This is a genomic window from Acidimicrobiales bacterium (assembly GCA_036270875.1).
GTDB lineage: Bacteria > Actinomycetota > Acidimicrobiia > Acidimicrobiales > AC-9 > AC-9.
In genome coordinates this window covers 21,474-40,582 of the sequence record DATBBR010000046.1, presented here as the reverse complement: position 1 = coordinate 40,582, position 19,109 = coordinate 21,474, and the positions used below count along the sequence as shown (strand labels likewise).

Here is a 19,109-nt window from a genome sequence, read left to right as displayed (position 1 = left end):
TCGCCCCCTGTCCCTAGCCTCGGTCCTGGTCGAAGAACTCTCCCCCGTTGGCGTCGAGTCCGTTGCCAGCGGCGTCGCCGGGCTTGACCGCCCCCGAGTCGAAGCTGGCGAGGCCTCCACCGACGTTCAGCGCCGGCGTCTCCTGGAGCTTGCGCCGGCCCGAGTGCACGGTCTTGGCCGTCCGTTCGAGCAGGTCCTCGAAGGTGGCCAGCTTGCGGTCGCAGTACTCCTCGGCCTCCCGGCGCAGCCGTCGGGACTCGTCGTGGGCCCGGTCGAGGACGCGCTGGGCGGCATGCTGCGCCTGACGGACGATCTCGCCGCGCTGCACCATGCCTTCAGCCTGCACCCGCGAGGCCTCGAGGATCTCCTCGGCCTCGCGTTGGGTCTTGCTGAGGAAATCGTCGCGCTCTCGGAGCATCCAACGGGCGTGACGAAGCTCGTCGGGAAGCTGCCTGAGCGCCTCTTCCAACACCTGCACCAACTCGTCCCGGCCGACGAGGGCGTTGGCGGACAGCGGCATCGACTTGGCCCGGCGGACCGTCTCGATCGCTGAACGAAGAAGCTCCTCGGTGCCATGCCCGTCGGCCGGCTCGAACAGGCTCACGGCCCGAACCTCTCCTGGAGCCGTTTGGCGACGGGGGCGGGCACGAGGCCGCTGACGTCGCCGCCGAAGCGCGCCACCTCGCGCAGGAGCCTCGAGGCGATGAACGAGTGAGTCGACGCCGTGGGGATGAACAGGGTGTCGATCCCCGACAGCTGCTGGTTCATCTGGGCCATCTGCATCTCGTTCTCGAAGTCGGTCACGGCCCGCAGACCCTTCACGATGGCCGTCGCCCCGACCTCCTTGGCCACGTTGACCACCAGCGTCGACATCCCCACGACCCGCACCCGCGGCAGGTGCGTGGTCGACTCCTCCAGCATCTCCGCGCGCTCCTCGAGGCTGAACAGGGGCTCGCCCTTCTGAGGGTTGCGGAGCACGGCCACGATCACCTCGTCGAAGAGCCGGCAGGCACTCTCGACGACCTCGAGATGGCCGTTGTGGAAGGGGTCGAACGATCCGGGGAACAGGGCGATCCTCACGAGGCACCTTTCCGAGCGACCTGATGCGGCAGCGGCTGGACCAGGGTCACCACCGTACCGCCGTAGCGCTTGGTAGTCCGCACCACCCAGCCCGGCGGGGGCTCGAGCGGCACCGAGGACTCCAGCACGGCCAGGTCGGCGGACAGTCCCCGCAGGAGCCGATCCCAAGCCGCGAAGTCGTACGGCGGGTCGCACAGAGCGAGGTCGAACGCAGAGTCGCCGCCCGCTCGGGCCGATTTCCCGGACCGGCCGTGCTCCAGCCACGCCAGCGCGTCGGACCGCACCACGTCCCACGAGGCGTCGGCCAGCCCGACCGCGGCCAGGTTGTCGCGGATGGTCGCGGCGGCGGCCGGATCCCGGTCGACGAACGTCACGTGCGCCGCGCCCCGCGAAAGCGCTTCGATGCCGAGCGCGCCGGTGCCCGCGAACAGGTCGACCACCGTTGCCCCCTCCACGGCCCCGAGGCTGGTCAACACGTTGAAGACCGCCTCCCGGACTCGGTCGCCGGTGGGCCGGACGGAGCGGCCGGCGGGAGCCCGTAGGCGGCGGCCTCCTGCGACCCCACCAACCACTCGCATGCCTTCGAGATTACCTGCGACCCGCGGTTCTCGGGGGTTTGGGGTCTCCGGTCAGCTCTTGAAGAGGAACTCGGCCTCATCCTCGTCGATCATCAGGCGGACCTCGTCGGCGAGCAGGTCGTGGGCGCCGAGCATCGGGTCCGCGTCGACGATGTCGAACGCCATCTGACGGGCCTGCGCCACCAGCTCCCTGTCCCGTCGGAGCGACGCCAGCTTGAGATCGCTGCGTCCCTTCTGACGGGTGCCCAGGACGGTTCCCTCTCCCCGAAGGTCCAGGTCCACCTCGGCGAGGTGGAAGCCGTCGGTCGACTCCTGGAGGGCCTCCAGCCGCTTCTCACCCTCGGGCGAGGAGCCCTCGCCGAGCAGGTAGCACCAGGAAGCGTCCTTTCCCCGGCCCACCCGGCCCCGAAGCTGATGGAGCTGGGCCATCCCGAAGCGGTCCGCGTCCTCGATCACCATCACCGTGGCGGTGGGGACGTCCACGCCGACCTCGATGACCGTGGTGGCCACGAGGACGTCGAGCTTGCCGTCCCTGAAGTCGGCCATGACCGACTCCTTCTCGCGGGCCGGCATCTGGCCGTGAAGGAGCCCGAGCTGCAGGCCCGGCAGGTCTTCCCGAGCGAGCCGTTCTCGCTCCTGGGTTGCCGAGCGGGCCTGGACCCGCTCTGACTCCTCGACGAGAGGGCACACGACGTAGGCCTGCCTCCCGGCCGCCACCTCCCTGCGCACCGTGTCCCAGGCGCTCTCCACCTCCAGCGGTCCCCTCGCCCAGGTGGTCTTGACGGGCGTCCGTCCCGGGGGCAGCTCGTCGAGCACCGTCACGTCAAGGTCCCCGTACATCGTCATGGCGGCCGTCCGGGGTATCGGGGTGGCCGTCATCACCAGCACGTCGGGGTCGGCGCCGCCCGAGTACCTGCCCTTGCCCCGCAGGATGTCCCGCTGCTCAACCCCGAACCGGTGTTGCTCATCGACCACCACGACCCCGAGCGAGGAGAAGGCCACCTCCTCGGTCAGCAGGGCATGGGTGCCCACGAGGATGTCGACCGTCCCCGCACGAAGGCCGTCGTGCAGCCGGGCGCGCTCGGTGGGCGTGGTGCGATTGGTGAGCAGCTCCACGCGGACCGGGCGGTCCTGGGTGAGGGTCGACTCGTCAGGCATGACGACCTGGCGGAGGAGCCACCGGACCCCGGCGTGGTGCTGCTCGGCGAGCACCTCGGTGGGCGCCATGAGGGCGCCCTGGTGGCCGCCCTGGACGGCGACGAGCAGGGCGGCCAGGGCGACCACTGTCTTGCCGGCGCCCACATCTCCCTGCAACAGACGGTGCATCGGATGGGCCTTGGCCAAATCGCCCTCGATGGCGGCGATGGCCCGCTCCTGGGCCCCGGTGAGCGAGAACGGCAGGCGGCGCTGGAACTCCTCGAGCAACGACGCCTTCCCGGGCTCGGGCTTGATCGTGTGGCTGATGCCGACGGCCTGCTGCTCCAGCTTCCGCTTGCGCATGACCAGGGCCACCTGGAGGCGGGCCAGCTCGTCGAAGGCGAGGCGACGCCGGCCCGCATCCTTGGCTGGCATGGAGTCGGGCGCGTGGATCTGGTTCATGGCCTTGGTCCGACCGACCATCCCGAGCTCGTCCTGCCAGCGCTCGGGCAGGGGGTCGGCGAGCTCGCCGGCCCGCCGCAGGGCGCTCTCGATCCAGTCGGCCAGCTCCCATGTGGAGAGGCCGGCCTTGTCGGACTGGGGGTAGACGGGCACGATGCGTCCGGTGCGGTCGCCGATCAGGTCGACGACCGGGTTGGTCATCTGGCGCCGACCCCGGAACAGGTCGAGCTTCCCGAAGAAGACCGCCTGCCGGCCGGTCACCAGCTGCTTGGCCCGCCAACCCTGGTTGAAGAAGGTGCACCGCAGGTAGGCGGTGCCGTCGAACACGTCGATCTCGACGAGCGCTCTTCCCTGGCGCGTCCGCCGCGTGCTCACCCGCTTCACGTGGGCGAGGACCATGGCCTCCTCCCCCACCTTCAGGTCCTTGACCGCAACCTGCTGGGTGCGGTCGATGTACCGGCGCGGGTAATGGGTGACGAGGTCGAGGACAGTGGTGATGCCCATCTCCTCCAGAGCCTTGGCCTTGGTGGGCCCGACACCCGACAGGTCGGTCACCGGGCGATCGGCAAGTGCGCGCAGCTGCAGGCGCCCACTCGCGTCCCGCCCCTCCATCAGTCGATGCTCAACAGGTACGGATAGAGGGGCTGCTCGCCGTGGTGGATCTCGACGTCGATGTCGGGGCGGTGCTCACTCAGCCACTCCGTGATGCGACGGGTGTCGGCCGGACTGGAGCCCTCGCCCTCGATGAGCGTCACGATCTCGTGCTCGTCGGTGAGCAGCTTCTCGAGCAGCGCCGTGGTGGCTTCGGCGAGAGTCGGCTGCACGACTTCGACGCCGCGCTTGGACAGGCCCATCCACTCGCCCTCGGCGACGGGACCGGCCGGGCTGTTGCTGGCCCGAACGGCCCTGGTGACCTCGCCGGCGATGACACGCTGCGCGGCCGAGGACATGACGCTGGCGTTGTTGTCGACTCCGGCCTCGGGGTCGTACTCGAGCAGGGCGGCGAAGCCCTCGGCGACGCCGAATGTCTTCACGACCCGCACGCGCTTGTCGGTCAGGGCGTCGACCTGCTCGGCCACGGGAACGATGTTGCCGTTGTTCGGGAGCACCACGACGTCGTTCGCCGGAGCCGCTTCCACGGCCTCGAGGATCTGCGCCGTCGACGGGTTCATCGACTGCCCCCCAGCCACCATCTGGTGGACCCCGAGCGACCGGAAGATCCGGCGAATGCCGGTGCCGGTCGCGACCGCGACCACCGCCGTGGCTGGCACGGGCCACGGCGACTCCTCGTCGGGGGGCGCGCCTGCCGCTGCATCCCGCACCCACCGCTCCTCCTCGACCTGGTCCATGAGGTCGGTCACGCGAATGTTGCGGGGCCGGCCGGCGTCGATGCCGGCTTCGACCGCGGCGCCGATGTCGTCGGTGTGGATGTGGCAGTTCCACATCCCCTCCCCGCCGACCACGACGATCGAGTCTCCGACGCCGGCCCAGACGTCCTTGAAGGCCGGGATCGAGGCGTCGGGCGCCTCGAGCAGGTACATGACCTCGTAGCGGAGGTCCCCGACGTCCTCAGCGCTCTGGGGCTCGCCCGCCCCGGAGGCGTGGGCGCGAGCCGTTCCCTCCGGGCGCGCAGTCGCGCCGGCGACGCTCGGCGCCGTCCGCAGGGGCTCCGATGTCGCATACTCGGGCTCGGGCATGGGGCGGCCGGTCGCCACTTGCAGGAAGGCGTCCAGTAGAAGCACGAACCCGACGCCCCCGGCGTCGACCACGCCCGCCTGCTTGAGCACCGGCAACAGCTCGGGCGTGCGCGCGACCGACTCGGTGGCGGCCACCCGCGCCGCGTCGAGCACGTCGACGAGCTCGCCGCCGGCGTCGGCCTTGGCCCGGGCGGCTGACGCGGCGTCGGTGGCGACCGTGAGGATGGTTCCCTGGACCGGTCGCATCACCGCCCCCTCGGCTGCGGTCGCCGCGTCGACCAGGGCGGTGGCTACGTCTGATGCCGTGGCCGACTCCAGGTCGCGGAACACGTCGGACGCTCCCCGGAGGATCTGGGACAGGATCACGCCCGAGTTGCCCCGCGCGCCCATGAGCGAGCCGTGGGCCACGGCCTTGCAAACCGAGGTCATCTCGTGACCGGACTCGCCGAGTGACTCGAGCTCGGTCGCGACCGCCTCCAGGGTGAGGGCCATGTTGGTGCCGGTGTCGCCGTCGGGGACCGGGTACACGTTCAGACGGTTGATGACCTCCTGGTGCGCACGAAGGCCGTCTCGGTAGGCCAGCATCGCCGCCATGAGGTCACCGGCAGCCAGCCGGTCCAGCGCGTCCATGGTCGGATGCTAACCTTCCGTCGTCGCCTCCCAGCGTTCCCCCGTCGGGTACCCGATTGGGACGCACAGTGAGGCATCGTCCCCGGACCGAGAGGCTCGTCTCGTGGCAGCGGTATGCGAGGTGTGCGGCAAGCACCCCTCCTTCGGAATGAGCATCAGCCACTCCCACCGGCGCACCAAGCGCAGGTGGAACCCCAACATCCAGCGAGTCAGGGCGCTCGTTGACGGGAGCCCGCGCCGCATCCACGTCTGCACCTCCTGCATCCGGGCCGGCAAGGTCGAGAAGGTTCCCCGGTAGCTCTTCGTTACCAGTCGTGCAGCCAGCCGGTGGGCTCGAGCCGACGACCGTCGAGCCGCCGCTCCTCGAGATCGGCCGTGCAGCTTCCGATGCGAACCGGTGGTCGCAGCCGCGCCGACCGGAACGCGGCGGCCACGACATCGGGGTCCGGTGCGCTGAACGCCAGCTCGTAGTCCTCGCCTCCGCCGAGCGCCTGCTCCATCGTGGCCCCTTCGGCTATCGGCACCTCGGTGATGGAGAGCCCCACACCCGCCGCCACGGCGACCCGGTCGAGGTCGAGGGCGAGGCCGTCGGACACGTCGATCATGGCCGTTGCGCCGCCCGCCCGTGCTGCCTGCCCCTCCTCGACACGCGCCCGGGGCCGGCGGTGGGCCGCGGCGAGCTCGGGAGCTACCTGATCTCGTCCCGACCGGAGTAGCTCGAGCCCCGCGGCCGACGCCCCCAGCGGACCGGTCACGAACAGGGCGTCGCCCGGCTGCGCCCCATCTCGTCGCACCGCGGGCCTCCCCCCACTCGTCCCCGTGACGGCCACCGACACCACGAGGATGTCGGCGTTGGCCAGGTCCCCTCCGACTACCGGGCACCGGTAGTGGCGCGCCGCCTCGGCCAGCCCGTCGAACAGTCCGTCAAGGTCGGTCGCAGCCGGACCGGCCACGGCCACGAGCGCGTGCTGCGGCCGACCGGCCATGGCGGCCAGGTCGCTCACATTGGCCGCCATGGCCTTCCATCCCATGTCGTCGATTCCCACCAGATCGAGGTCCGCGTGGACTCCCGCCACCACGAGATCGGTGGCGAGCAGCAGGCTCTCAGGCGGTGGCGCCACCACGGCGGCGTCATCGCCGATCCAGGTCTCGCCTTCGGGAGGGCCGGGGAGCCGCGAGCGGATCCGCTCGATGGCCGCCCGCTCCCCACGCTGTCCGGCGCCCACGTAGGCCGAGCGTAGGGCGTGGCCGCCGCGGGCGGCTGAATTGGGGCAGTTCCCGACCCTGACCTACCATCGTCTCCGTCCATTCGTTGCGCGCAACGGCGCGCTCGACGAAAACGAGGCGCTTGGCGATGGGTCCGACGACGAACCAGAGGCTGCGGCAGTGGGTCGACCAGGTCGCTTCCCTCACCACGCCCGACCAGGTCGTATGGTGTGACGGCTCGGCGGCGGAGTACGACCGGCTGGCCCGGATGCTGGTCGACAGCGGGACCTTCACCCGGCTCTCCGACGCCAAGCGGCCGAACAGCTACTGGGCCCACTCCGACCCCGCCGACGTGGCCAGGGTCGAAGACCGTACCTTCGTCTGCTCGCGGCGGGAGGTGGACGCCGGGCCGACCAACAACTGGCGGGACCCCGACGAGATGCGGGCCGAGCTGACGGGCCTGCTCCGGCACTCGATGCGGGGTCGCACGATGTACGTGGTGCCCTTCTCGATGGGCCCGCTCGGCTCGCCGATCGCCCATATCGGCGTGCAGCTGACGGACTCGCCCTACGTCGCCGCGAGCATGCGGATCATGACCCGCATGGGCTCGGCCGTCCTCGACCAGCTCGGGCCCGACGGAGAGTTCGTGCCCTGCCTGCACTCGGTGGGTGCGCCCCTGGAGGCTGGCCGGCCCGACGTGGCCTGGCCCTGCAATGCCGAGAACAAGTACATCGTCCACTTCCCCGAGACCAGGGAGATCTGGTCCTACGGATCCGGCTACGGCGGCAACGCCCTGCTGGGCAAGAAGTGCTTCGCCCTGCGCATCGCCTCGGTGATGGCCCGAGACGACGGCTGGCTGGCCGAGCACATGCTGATCCTCAAGCTCACCTCGCCCCGGGGTGAGACCCGCTATGTGACCGGCGCCTTCCCGTCCGCCTGTGGCAAGACCAACCTGGCCATGCTGGTCCCGACCCTGCCGGGCTGGAAGGTCGAGACCATCGGCGACGACATCTGCTGGATGAAGTTCGGCGACGACGGACGGCTGTACGCCATCAACCCCGAAGCGGGCTTCTTCGGAGTGGCTCCGGGCACGAGCATGAAGACCAACCCCAACGCCATGCTCACCCTGGACGGCAACTGCATCTTCACCAACACGGCGCTTACCGACGACGGAGACGTGTGGTGGGAAGGCATGACCGAGGAGACCCCCGCCCACCTCACCGACTGGCGAGGGGAGAGCTGGACCCCGTCCTCCTCGACCCCGGCCGCCCACCCCAACGCCCGTTTCACCGCTCCCGCGAGCCAGGATCCGGCGATCGCCCCTGAATGGGAGGACCCGGCGGGAGTGCCGATCTCGGCCATCCTTTTCGGCGGCCGGAGGGCATCGGTCGTGCCGCTCATCTTCGAGGCCTTCGACTGGCAGCACGGCGTCTTCCTGGGCTCGATCATGGCGTCGGAGACCACCGCCGCCGCCGCCGGCAAGGTGGGGAACCTCCGGCGGGATCCCTTCGCCATGCTGCCCTTCTGCGGCTACAACATGGCCGACTACCTGGGCCACTGGCTCGACATCGGCAAGGCGACCGACGCCGCCAAGCTGCCGAAGCTCTTTTACGTCAACTGGTTCCGCAAAGACGCCGACGGCCGGTGGCTGTGGCCCGGGTTCGGCGAGAACAGCCGGGTCCTCGAGTGGGTCTTCGAGCGCGTCAGCGGGCGCGGCGAGGCGGAGGAGACGCCGGTCGGCAACGTCCCGGCCAAGGACGCCATCGACGTCGAGGGTCTCGACGTGTCTCCGGCCGACATGGAGCTGCTCCTCCATGTGGATCCCGAGGAGTGGCGTCGCGAGGTGCCGCTGATCCGTGACCATTTCGCCCGACTCGGCGACCACCTGCCCGGCGAGCTGACCGACGAGCTCGACCGCCTCGAAAGGCGCCTCGACCGCTGATCGGGGGCCGGACCCCGACCCGTACGAAGCCGACGGAGCCTACGGAGCCGACGGAGCCGACTTCGGTGGCGGCTGCCAGTGCGGTGCCTGGGCGGGCACGGGATGGACGGCGGGGGTACCCCGTGTCACCTGCCTGACATCGAAGGCGCCGACCGCGGGGCCGACCGTGAGGGCCAGCAGCATTACCGCCAGGAGCGCCCAGGCCACCACGGCGACGCCGTCCAGGGTCTTGACTGCGCGTCGGACCGGCACGCGGACGACGGCCCAGGCGGCGTCGGCCCTCGCCACCAGCCCCGCGCCCGGGCCGGGCGCCGGCGGGGGCGGCGGCAGCGGTCGGGCGCGCCGCGGACCTGGAGAGGTCGTCCGGGAGGGCACCCTTAACGGATTCGACCTGCGATGAAGCTCCCCTGCCCCGAACGGAGATCAGTCCTCGGCCCGACCCCCGAGGTGGCGGGCGAGGAAGCGCTCGGCGGCGGCGTAGAAGCGCAACCGGTTCTCGGGCTTGGCGAAGCCGTGGCCCTCGTCGGGGAAGAGGAGGTACTCGTGGTCGATGCCGGCCTCGGTCAGGGCGGCGACGATCTGCTCGGACTCTGCCTGCTTGACGCGAGGATCGTTCGCCCCCTGGGCAATGAGCAGGGGCACCTTGATGTCCTTGACCCTCGACAGCGGAGAGCGTGACCAGAGGAACTCGGACTCGGTGTCGGGGTTGCCCACCCGGGTGTGGAACTGGGCGATCAACGGGGCCCAGTAGGGCGGGATCGACCGGATCAGCGTCTCCAGGTTGGACGGCCCGACGACGTCGATGGCGGCCCGGAACAGCTCGGGCGTGAACGCCGCGCCCACCAGGGCGGCGTAGCCCCCATAGGAGCCGCCGTAGATAGCGACCCGGGCGGGGTCGGCCAGGCCCCGGTCGACGACACTGGCCACCGCGTCGACGAGGTCGTCGTGCATCTTCGCGCCCCACTCACGGTCGCCGGCGTTCACGAACGCCTTGCCATAGCCCGTCGAGCCCCGGAAATTGACCTGCACGCACAGATAGCCGCGATTGGCCAGCCACTGGGTCTCGGGCTGGAAGCCCCACTCGTCGCGGGCCCAAGGGCCGCCGTGGACGACAAGCACGGTCGGCAGTCGCGCCCGGGGTTCCCCCACGGGAAAGGTCAGGTAGCCGTGGATCGCCAAACCGTCGCGAGCTTCATACGAGAACGGCTCCATGGCCGCCAACTCGTAGCGTCGCAGGCTCGGCCGGTGCTCGAAGAGGAGGCGGGCCTCTTTCGTGCGCCGGTCGTAGGCGAAATACGGGATGGGTCCGGTGTCGTTGGTGAAGCCCACCAGCCAGGTGAGATCGGCGTCATCGTGTCCCTCGAGCACCGGGTCACCGGGATGCAGCGACCGGATGGCGGCGAGGTCATCCTCGACGTCGGGATCGAGCACGAGAAAGTCGGCCCGCTCGCGGGCGAAGGTCACGATCTGGACCTGGCGGGTGTCGGGATGGAGCCGCACGTCGGTGACGTCGTTGACTGGGTCCTCGGCGATCACCTCGGTGGCTCCGGTGCCGAGATCGGCGCGGACCAGACGCCCGGTGTTGGCGCCGATCGAGCTGACAGCGAGGAGGCTCGCACCATCGCGGCTGAAGGCCACCGTCCCGCTCGACAGGGCGTCCTCGGCCGGGACGCGTTGGAACGGGCGCCACTCAGCCGCCTCAGCGTCGCGCACCATGACGACGAAGCCACCGTCGGCCTCGGGGGCAAGCGCCGCCCGCACCACCATGTCGGCGTCGGCCAACCAGCCGATCAGTCCCGGGTTGTCGACGACCTTGACGAGGTCGCCGCTCACCAGGTCGAGGTGGTACACGTCGTGGAGCTCCGCCGTGTCCCGGTTGAGCCCGACCAGGACCTCGGTCGGGAAACGCTTGTCGACCGCCAGGATCTGGGCCTGCACATCCTCGAACGGCGTCAGATCGCGGCGGGCCATCGTCTCCAGGTCCACGTCGTAGAGGCGCCAGTTCTCGTCCCCGCCACGGTCCTGGAGGTACAGGAGATGGACGCCGTCGTGGGCCCAGAGAAAGCTGCGGATGCCACGATCGCGATCGTCGGTCACCGGGTTGGCGCCTTCGATGTCGAGGGGTGGGCCTTCCGGGCCGGGCATCTCGAGGGGCCGGTCTCCCGGACCGGCCATCGCCAGGCTGGCCACCCAGACGTTCAGCACGCCATCGACCGGCGCCAGCCAGGCCAGCCGGCTACCGTCGGGCGACACCCTCGGGCTCACCCGCTCCGGGTTGCCGAACAGCACGTCTCTCGGGATCAGCTCGACCATACGGACTGACTACCAGGCGCGCCCGCCCATTGCCCAGACTGCGTCGAGGAGCTGGCACTACGATGCGGGCTCTGCGAGGCGAGGAGGAGCCGGTGTCCGTAATTGCTTACGTGCTCATCCAGACGGAGGTCGGCAAGGCCGCTCAGGTCGCAGCGGAGGTCTCCAAGATCCAGGGCGTGGTGTCGGCCGAGGATGTCACTGGTCCCTACGACGTGATCGTGCGCGCCGAGGCCGGCTCGGTCGACGATCTGGGCAAGATGGTCGTGAGCCGGGTCCAGCTCATCGAGGGCATCACCCGCACCCTCACCTGCCCGGTGGTCAACCTCTAGCCGGCGGGCGCCGCAGCTGCGGCCGAGTTGGCCTCGGCCTCGGCTTGGGCCTGGGCGGCGATGTCGACCAGCTCGACGATCTCGTCATCGCTGAACCCGGCCATGGACCTGAACTTCCGGGCCAGGTGCACCGGGTTGTCCTCGCCCTCGCCGCGCAGCCCACCGAAGCTGAAGAGCTTGTCCACGGTGCGCTGGAACTCCAGCGCCTGGGCCTGCCGGTCCTTGTCGGTGGCCGTCAGCCGTCGCAGCCAGTCCGAGCCCATCTTCACGTGGGTCACCTCGTCGGCGAGCATCCAGTCCTCGCAGAAGTAGAGAACCGGGTCCGACACGCTGTCCCCGTAGTCCCGCATGGTGTTGAACACGTCGATGGCGAGACCTTCGAGCGCCCGGTTGACCCCGGTGAGCCTGAGCACGGGGTCCGAGTTGCAGGCCGCCTGGAACAGCATGGTCTGCTCGGAGAACTCCCCGATCCCGGTGCCCATGTGCTCGGTCAGCTTCACCGAGATCTCCACGTGACGAGCCTCGTCCCAGCATTGGCGGGCCATGTCCAGCTTCATGGCGAACGGGACCTCGTCGCGGCCGGCCCCCGTGTCGAAGTCGTAGCACGTCCGTCCCGCTCCCTCGAGGGCCTGGATCTCTCCCACGAAGATGCCGTGCATCAGCGCCCGGGCGGCGTCGGGCGACTCCGTGTCCCGGTGATCGAGGACGTTGCGGCGATCGCTGCCCGACCGCCTGGCGTCGAAGACGACGTCCTCGATCTGGATCCGCTCGAACCGCTCGTCGCGAGCCAGATCATCGACCGACAGCATCCGCTTCATGACGCGCCCTCCTACGCCGGGTGGAACCGATCCTACCCCGCTGTCACCACGCCTCAGCGAGGATCTGGCGAGCGCCCTCCTCGCTCACCGGGCGGGGGTTGAACCCCACGCTGACGTTGCCCTCGGACATGCGGGCGACGGCGTCGAGATCCTCCTTGGTCACCCCACACTCGGAGAGGCGGCCCGGCAGCCCGAGACGCCTGCGCAGCCGGTCGCAGGCGCCGGCGGGGTCGTCGGGGTCGCCCAGGGCGGCGCCGATCCGCGCCACCTCCACGGGCGCCGCCTCCGCGTTGAAGCGCAGGACGTGCGCCAACATGATGGCGTTCGCCAGGCCGTGGGCGATCCCAGTGCGGCCGCCCAGCAGCTGCGCCAGCCCGTGGTGCACGCCCATGCTGGCGTTCTGCAGCGCCCGACCCCCCAGAGCAGCGCCGACGAGCATGGCCGTCCGAGCAGAGAGATCGTCGGGATCGTCCACGACGCCGGGCAGCCATGCTGCCACCCGCTGGACACACGCCAGCGCCACGGCCTCGGCCTCCGGCGTCCGACGGGTCGCGTACGCCGCCTCGACACCGTGAGCGAGCGCGTTCATTCCTGTCTCGGCGCTGACCCGGGGCGGCGTGTCCAGGGTCACAAGCGGGTCATACACAACGGCCACCGGCGCCACGGTGGGACCCCCGGCTCCGCTCTTGCGCCGGGCGGCGGGGTCGGTCATGCCGAAGAACGGGGTCAGCTCGGCGCCCGAGTACGCCGTCGGCACGGCCACGTGCGACAGAGCGGGACGGTCCAGAGGCGACATGCCGGGCGTTCCCGCCTGCTGCTCCACGAAGAAGCACACCGCCTTGCCCAGGTCAGCGCACGAGCCGCCTCCGAACGACACCAGACCGTCGACGCCGTCGGCCTGGGCCTGGCGCACCGCCGCTTCGACAGCGGCGGTAGGCACGTGGGAGGTCACCCCGGCGAAGGTGGAGACGAGCTGCCTTCCGAGCAGACTGACCACACGTCGGCCGGCGTCGGAGTCGGCCCGCCCCTCGGTCGTCACCAGCATCACCCGCCGGGCACCGGTCTCCCTGACCACGTTCGCCAGTTCGTCCAGGCTCCCGGCCCCGAAGTGGATGCGCTGCGCGTACCCGGTGTGGGTCCAGGAGTCGTCCACAATGACCCCTCAGGCGATGGCCCCGGCCTGGCGGAGCTTCTCCCGCTCGCCCGCGGTGAACCCCCAGTCCGCCAGGGTGTCCTCGGTGTGCTGGCCGGCGTGCGGCGGCGGACGACCGATGGCTCCCGGCGTCCGACCGAACCGGGGCGCGGGAGCCGGCTGGGGCACCCCCGCGACCTCCACGAACGTCTCCCGCAGGCGGTTGTGCGGATGCGCTGGCGCCTCGCCCATGGACAGCACCGGGGCGAAGCACACATCGGTCCCCTCCATGAGGCCACACCATTCGTCACGCGTCTTGGTGCGGAACACGTCGGCCACCCGCTCCTTCAGGGCCGGCCACTGGCTGCGGTCCATCTGCGCCGGGAGCTCCTCGCCCTCCAGGCCCGAGAGGCGCAGCAGCTCAGCGTAGAACTGCGGCTCGATGGACCCCACCGAGACGTAGCGATGGTCGGCCGTCTCGTACACGTCGTAGAAATGCGCGCCGGTGTCGAGGAGGTTCGTTCCCCGCTCGTCCACCCAGAGTCCGATGGCTCGCAGGCTGTGGATGAACGTCGTGAGCACGGCGGCGCCGTCGACCATCGCCGCGTCGACCACCTGGCCCTGACCGGAGCGACCGGCCTCCAGCAGCGCGCACACCACCCCGTAGGCCATGAACATGCCCCCGCCTCCGAAGTCACCAACCAGGTTCAGGGGCGGTACGGGTGCTTCGCCCGCTCGTCCGACCGGATCGAGGGCTCCGGCCAGGGCGATGTAGTTGATGTCGTGGCCGGCGGCGTCGGCGTACGGTCCCTCCTGGCCCCAGCCGGTCATGCGGCCGTAGACGAGGCGCGGGTTGCGGGCCATGCACTCATCGGGTCCGATCCCGAGCCGCTCCATCACTCCCGGACGAAACCCTTCGATCAGAACGTCCGCGTGCTCCACCAGCCTGAGCACCACCCCCGCGCCCTCGGGATGCTTGAGGTCGATCCCTACCGAGCGTCGCCCCCGACCCAGAAGGTCGATCGGAGGGTGCGCGGGGTCGCCGCCCGCCACCTTCTGGGCCCGATCGACGCGTACGACGTCGGCACCCATGTCCGCCAGCATCATGGCCGCGAACGGTCCGGGGCCGATGCCGGCGATCTCGACGACGCGCACGCCCTCGAGTGGCCCGCTCATCTGGACCCGGCCTTGGCGGCGTTGCGCACGACGGCCTCGACGACGGTCTCCCACGCACCGGGTGGAAGCTCGTGGCCCATTCCCTCGACCATGATCAGCTCGGCCCCGGGAACGGCCTTGGCGGTGGCTTCACCGCCGCTCGGCGTGACCAGCGGGTCGGCGGTCCCATGGATCACGACCGTCGGCACGTCAATGTGGGACAGCCCCTCGGTGCGATCGCTGGCCGCCACGACCGCTGCCACCTGACGGGCCACACCCTGGGGGTAGAAGCTGCGATCGTAGGCGGCCGCGGCCCGCCGGCGCGTCCGCTCCTCGTCGACGGGGAACCCGGGTGACCCGATCGCCTTGTGCGTCTCGACTTCGCCCGCGATGACGTCGTCGCGCTCCTGCGGCGGTGGCCTCATCAGCACCGCCATGGCCTCGGGCGTCGGAGCGCCGACGCTCGGATCGCCCGTTGTCGACATGATCGACGCCAGGCTGAGGACTCGGTCGGGATGATCGATCGCCACCACCTGAGCGATCATCCCCCCCATCGATACGCCGACTATGTGCGCCTTCTCGACGCCGAGGGCATCCAGGAGACCGGTGGCATCGGCGGCCATGTCCTCGAGGGAGTAGGAGACCGACGACCGATCTCCTTGTATGACCGCCATGATGTCGGGCACGGGACCCGCCTCGATCTTCGTGCTGAGGCCGACGTCGCGGTTGTCGAAGCGGATGACGCGGAACCCGTGAGCGGCCAGCCGGTTGCAAAAGTCGGCGTCCCAGGCGATGAGCTGACCCCCGAGGCCCATGATGAGCAGCATGACCGGGTCGGTTGGATCACCGAAGGTCTCGTACTCGATGTCGATGCCATTGGCGCGCGCGATGGCCATGCCCGGATGCTGTCTCGTCTTGACCAGTCGGTCAAGCGCGGGGCGGAGACCACCACACGCAGACCAGCTCCCTTCCCGGGAGGGTGGCGTTGACCGGAAGCAGCGACTCCACCTCGGGGTCGCGCTCGGCCGGCAGGCACAGGCGGCGGCGGGCGAAGGCAACGAGGTCGCCTCGGTCCACTTCGGCCAGTCGCGCGGGCCCGGTGAAGCGCTCGACCTCGGGCTCGATCCCGATCTCCTCGAGCACGGACACCGCGTCGCCGGCATTCGGTCCAGTGGGCCGCTCGAGCCCGTGAAAATGCAGCCACAGGGGACTCAGCGCGGACTGGGGATGCTGGGCCGTGAGCTCGACGACGACACGCCGGCGGGCGGCCGAGGTGAGGGCGCGGACGAAGGGGACGAGCTCAGCCACGTTGTACAGGACGTGATGGCACACGACGACGTCGGCCCGTCCCGCCTCGCCGGCAGCCTCGGGCCACGGGGCGGGGACGGTGCGCACGGCAACCCCCAGGCCGGCGGCGGCGGCGGCGAAGCGGGCCAACATGTCGGCGCTCTCATCCACCCCGACGAGCCGGGCCGCCGGAGGGACCAGGCCCAGGCTGGCCGCTCCGGCGCCCACACCGACGTCCAGAACGGATCCGCCCGTGGGGAGGGCCTCCAGTGCTCGATTCCTCGACGGCGTCGCCGCCGGCGCCTCGGGAGCCGCGAACAGCTCAGGGGGGAAGCCCCACGGCGACTCCGGTGCACTGGCCAGGATCTCGTGTGGGATGGCCCAGCCGTGCAGTGCTTCGGCCCATCGCGAGCTCGCCCCGGCCATCGCGCTCAGGCTACGGCGCCGTGCGAAGCTCTTCTCAGATGAGCCCTTGCCGGGTCCGGGCCCACGCCCCAGGGCGGGTCAACCTCATCGGCGACCACACCGACTACACGGGCGGATTGGCCCTCCCCATGGCGATCGACCTGGGCGTCGACGTGGCGCTCGAGCGGGACGAGACCTTGGACCGGGTGGAGCTGGTCTCCGGCGACCAGCCCGGACGGGCCACCGTCGACCGGGCCCAGCCCCTCGCCAGCGTTGGCGACGACGCACCGCGCTGGGCCCGCTACGTCGCCGGCGTGGTCGAGACGGCGACGCCACCGGCCGGCGGCATCGGCACCGTCAGCTCGAACCTTCCGATCGGCGCCGGGCTGGCGTCGAGCGCCGCCCTGGAGGTGGCCGTCGCCCTGGCCCTCGGCTTCGAGGGCACGCCGGTGCAGCTGGCGCAGGCGTGCCAGCGGGCCGAGCGGGTGGCGGCAGGGGTGCCGTGCGGCGTGATGGACCCGCTCGCGTCGGCGTGCGGTCGCCGCGGCCACGCCCTGCTGCTCGACTGTGCATCGCTCGTCGTCTCGCCGGTCGCCCTGCCGGACGAGGTCGAGGTCGTGGCCGTGCACTCAGGGCGGGCTCGAGGCCTGGCCGGCTCCGCCTATGCCGCCCGTCGGGCAGAGTGCGAAGCCGCCGAGGCCGTCGTCGGAGCGCTGCGCGAGGCGACGGCCGCCGAGGTCGGCTCGATCCGCGATCCAGTCCTCCGACGCCGGGCCCGCCATGTCGTCACCGAGAACGCCCGGGTCCGGGCGGCAGCGCAGGCCATCGCCGCGGGCGATCTGGCATCGGCCGGCGCGGAGATGACCGCCAGCCACCGCAGCCTCGCCGCGGACTTCGAGGTCTCCACGCCGTCGCTCGATGCCCTGGTGGACGAGCTGCTGGGCACGCCGGGCGTGCTCGGTGCCCGGATGACGGGTGCGGGCTTCGGTGGCTGCGTGGTGGCGCTCACCGAGCCGGGCGCCGTCGTTCCCGACAACCGCCGGGGATGGGTCCTGCGGGCCTCGGCGGGAGCGTCGGTAGAGGTCGTCGACGCTTAGCAGCTGGCACCGGCGGGACCTGTCGTTCAGCGTAGGTGGTCGAGGAGCCGGGCTTTCTCGGCGTCGAACTCGGCCCTCGTGATCACACCGCGGCGACACAGATTGTCGAGCTTCTCGAGCTGCTCGGGGACGGTGAGGGGCACCCGGCCGACCGACTGCTCGGCCCACCGGCGCCGCGACTGCTCCAGCTGCTGGTGGATGGCCTTCTGCACCGCCAGGCAGTGGGGCACGCCGATGAACGCCTCCTCCCCCATCCGTCCCGCCGACTCGACATAGAGCCGACCCGAGCCCACGAGGCGCTCCAGGATCGACTGGTGGACCGTGATGTCGTTCAGCCGCTCCAGCGGGATCTCGCGTCCGTGGCGGATGAGGACGCCGGTCCGGTACACCACGCGGCTGTTGGTCAGCACGAAGCTGGTGCTGGCCCACCGGGCATACCGGCCGGCGAGCCAGACCATGGCGCCGGCAAGGAAGAGCAGCACGGCGACGATGACGACTCCCGGGGCCGACGGGAACGCCACCAGGATCGCCACGGCCACGACAATGACACCGATCGCCCCCAGCACCGGCCCGATGAGGAATGACCAATGCGGGCGGAGGTCGACGACGACCTGCTCGCCCTCGTTCAGCAGCTTTCGAGGGATCGGCACCAGGAAAAGGGTATCGACCCACCTGGTCGCTCCCACGGCAGCGTGAGTCACGGCCTTCGAGCCGAGTCAGGTCAGCTTGCTGGCGATGCTCCCCGCCGAGCGCAGGACGGCGCCGTCGGCCCCGACGGCCAGGTGCTGCACCGACGGCCGGGCCATCGCCTCCGCCAGCATGTCCGCCAGCAGCGTGGTGAAGGACACCGGAGGCGCCACCCACAGATACTTGGCCATCGAGCCCGGAACCGTGTTGACCTCGTTGACGAACAGATCCTTGCCATCGGAGAGGAAGTCGATGCGCGCCACGCCGCGAAGGTCGACCAGCCGGGCCACCAGGTGGGCAGCCTCGGTGAGTCGCGACTCGAGGCCGCTGTCCAGCTCGGCGGGCAGCTCACGGGGTGCGCTGGCCATGCCCGCGCCGCCCACGTACTTGTCGGCGTAGCTGAGGATGTCGGAGGACGATTGTGAACGGATCGGGCGCTCGATGGCGGAGAGCTTGACCTCGGGCCAGCTCCGCACCGAGACGTTGAGGTCGAACAGGTCGGGCCGATAGGGCTCGGCCACCGCCCCCCGCCGGAGGTGGGCGTTGTTCAGCAGGCGGGCCGTGGCCGTGGCCAGGTCCTCGACCACCTCGATGCCGATGGACGACCCGCCGAACCGGGGCTTGACGATGTAGGGGCCGGGGAAGTCGGGGCGGGCGGCGTCAGTGAGCAGGATCCGCGGCAGGGTCGGGAGCCCCGCGGCGATGGCCAGACCCGCAAACGCCAGCTTGTCCATGCCGAGCGCCGCCCCAGCTGCGGTGGGGCCGGTGTAGCGGACGCCTGCGAGATCGAGCGCCGACTGGAGCGTCCCGTCCTCACCGGGACCACCGTGGCAGCAAATAAGGGCGGCGGAGATATCGAGCGGTCGGGGCCGGCCCGTGAGAGCGGCCCTGGCCTGGAACCCGCCCCCGGCGTCGGCCTCCAGTCGGAGGGGGGTCGAGCCGGGCGGCACGCCGTCGACGAAGGCCTCGCCCTCGAGATCGGGCGCCACCTCGAACCAGTCTCCCGACTTCGTCCAGTACAGCGCCCTGATCCGCTCGGACCCGGTCGTGTTCAGCGCTCGCGTCACCTGGAGCCCGGTCAACACACTCACGTCGTGCTCGGGGGACGGCCCGCCAAAGATGACTGCGGTGTCGCTCACGGGTCACTCTCCGGT

The 19,109-nt window shown here is 70.7% G+C and carries 19 protein-coding genes; 4 read left to right on the top strand and 15 right to left on the bottom strand.

Annotation, left to right across the window (positions count from 1 at the left end):
• Positions 1-13 precede the first annotated feature (13 nt).
• The 5 genes from VH112_05125 to VH112_05105 are packed head-to-tail and all read right to left on the bottom strand — an operon-like array spanning position 14 to position 5,584.
• Entirely contained in the window at positions 14-604 is a 591-nt protein-coding gene (locus VH112_05125) for a hypothetical protein (GenBank protein ID HEX4539608.1), read from the bottom strand.
• Entirely contained in the window at positions 601-1,080 is a 480-nt protein-coding gene (coaD, locus tag VH112_05120) for a pantetheine-phosphate adenylyltransferase (GenBank protein HEX4539607.1), read from the bottom strand. Before coaD ends, VH112_05125 begins: the two co-directional genes overlap by 4 nt.
• On the bottom strand, positions 1,077-1,658 hold the full coding sequence (locus VH112_05115; GenBank protein ID HEX4539606.1) for an RsmD family RNA methyltransferase: 582 nt from the start codon (positions 1,656-1,658) through the stop codon (positions 1,077-1,079). The genes coaD and VH112_05115 overlap by 4 nt, the downstream gene beginning before the upstream one ends.
• A 51-nt stretch (positions 1,659-1,709) precedes the next feature.
• The gene (gene recG, locus VH112_05110) at positions 1,710-3,869 is read right to left on the bottom strand and encodes an ATP-dependent DNA helicase RecG (GenBank protein ID HEX4539605.1); all 2,160 of its coding nucleotides are present in this window, start codon (positions 3,867-3,869) and stop codon (positions 1,710-1,712) included.
• Positions 3,869-5,584, bottom strand: a complete 1,716-nt coding sequence (locus VH112_05105) for a DAK2 domain-containing protein (protein ID HEX4539604.1) — start codon at positions 5,582-5,584, stop codon at positions 3,869-3,871. The genes recG and VH112_05105 overlap by 1 nt, the downstream gene beginning before the upstream one ends.
• Positions 5,585-5,687: 103 nt before the next feature.
• Here VH112_05105 and rpmB point away from each other — a divergent pair, with 103 nt between their 5' ends.
• Positions 5,688-5,882, top strand: coding sequence for a 50S ribosomal protein L28 (gene rpmB, locus VH112_05100; GenBank protein HEX4539603.1), 195 nt, complete (start codon positions 5,688-5,690; stop codon positions 5,880-5,882).
• A 7-nt stretch (positions 5,883-5,889) separates the two neighbouring features.
• Here the strand turns inward: rpmB and thiL are convergent, their stop codons facing one another.
• Positions 5,890-6,810, bottom strand: a complete 921-nt coding sequence (thiL, locus tag VH112_05095; protein HEX4539602.1) for a thiamine-phosphate kinase — start codon at positions 6,808-6,810, stop codon at positions 5,890-5,892.
• A gap of 86 nt (positions 6,811-6,896) precedes the next feature.
• Here thiL and VH112_05090 point away from each other — a divergent pair, with 86 nt between their 5' ends.
• The gene (locus VH112_05090) at positions 6,897-8,732 is read left to right on the top strand and encodes a phosphoenolpyruvate carboxykinase (GTP) (protein ID HEX4539601.1); all 1,836 of its coding nucleotides are present in this window, start codon (positions 6,897-6,899) and stop codon (positions 8,730-8,732) included.
• A gap of 39 nt (positions 8,733-8,771) precedes the next feature.
• Here the strand turns inward: VH112_05090 and VH112_05085 are convergent, their stop codons facing one another.
• Both VH112_05085 and VH112_05080 read right to left on the bottom strand, forming a co-directional pair.
• Positions 8,772-9,020 carry a hypothetical protein gene (locus VH112_05085; GenBank protein ID HEX4539600.1) on the bottom strand — a complete coding sequence of 83 codons (249 nt, stop codon included), beginning with the start codon at positions 9,018-9,020 and terminating at the stop codon, positions 8,772-8,774.
• A 135-nt stretch (positions 9,021-9,155) separates the two neighbouring features.
• Positions 9,156-11,045, bottom strand: coding sequence for a S9 family peptidase (locus VH112_05080; protein HEX4539599.1), 1,890 nt, complete (start codon positions 11,043-11,045; stop codon positions 9,156-9,158).
• 62 nt (positions 11,046-11,107) lie between these two features.
• Here VH112_05080 and VH112_05075 point away from each other — a divergent pair, with 62 nt between their 5' ends.
• Positions 11,108-11,374 (top strand): Lrp/AsnC ligand binding domain-containing protein, encoded by a 267-nt coding sequence (locus VH112_05075; protein HEX4539598.1) that lies wholly within the window; start codon positions 11,108-11,110, stop codon positions 11,372-11,374.
• Here the strand turns inward: VH112_05075 and VH112_05070 are convergent.
• The 5 genes from VH112_05070 to VH112_05050 are packed head-to-tail and all read right to left on the bottom strand — an operon-like array spanning position 11,371 to position 16,192.
• A complete protein-coding gene (locus VH112_05070; GenBank protein HEX4539597.1) occupies positions 11,371-12,192 on the bottom strand; it encodes a DUF455 family protein in 822 nt (273 codons plus the stop codon). The two genes, VH112_05075 and VH112_05070, sit on opposite strands and share 4 nt — an antisense overlap.
• Before the next feature lie 43 nt (positions 12,193-12,235).
• A complete protein-coding gene (locus VH112_05065; GenBank protein HEX4539596.1) occupies positions 12,236-13,345 on the bottom strand; it encodes an iron-containing alcohol dehydrogenase family protein in 1,110 nt (369 codons plus the stop codon).
• A 9-nt stretch (positions 13,346-13,354) separates the two neighbouring features.
• Positions 13,355-14,500, bottom strand: a complete 1,146-nt coding sequence (locus VH112_05060) for a CaiB/BaiF CoA-transferase family protein (GenBank protein HEX4539595.1) — start codon at positions 14,498-14,500, stop codon at positions 13,355-13,357.
• Complete coding sequence (locus VH112_05055) at positions 14,497-15,375, bottom strand: alpha/beta hydrolase (protein HEX4539594.1); 879 nt, start codon at positions 15,373-15,375, stop codon at positions 14,497-14,499. Before VH112_05055 ends, VH112_05060 begins: the two co-directional genes overlap by 4 nt.
• 31 nt (positions 15,376-15,406) lie before the next feature.
• Complete coding sequence (locus tag VH112_05050; protein HEX4539593.1) at positions 15,407-16,192, bottom strand: methyltransferase domain-containing protein; 786 nt, start codon at positions 16,190-16,192, stop codon at positions 15,407-15,409.
• A 38-nt stretch (positions 16,193-16,230) separates the two neighbouring features.
• Between VH112_05050 and galK the strand changes: the two genes are divergently transcribed.
• Positions 16,231-17,268 carry a galactokinase gene (galK, locus tag VH112_05045; GenBank protein HEX4539592.1) on the top strand — a complete coding sequence of 346 codons (1,038 nt, stop codon included), beginning with the start codon at positions 16,231-16,233 and terminating at the stop codon, positions 17,266-17,268.
• Positions 17,269-17,294: 26 nt separating this feature from the next.
• On the opposite strand, the gene VH112_05040 is transcribed toward galK, so the two are convergent.
• Both VH112_05040 and VH112_05035 read right to left on the bottom strand, forming a co-directional pair.
• Complete coding sequence (locus VH112_05040) at positions 17,295-17,918, bottom strand: PH domain-containing protein (GenBank protein HEX4539591.1); 624 nt, start codon at positions 17,916-17,918, stop codon at positions 17,295-17,297.
• A 66-nt stretch (positions 17,919-17,984) separates the two neighbouring features.
• Positions 17,985-19,094 carry a hypothetical protein gene (locus VH112_05035; GenBank protein ID HEX4539590.1) on the bottom strand — a complete coding sequence of 370 codons (1,110 nt, stop codon included), beginning with the start codon at positions 19,092-19,094 and terminating at the stop codon, positions 17,985-17,987.
• Positions 19,095-19,109 lie beyond the last annotated feature (15 nt).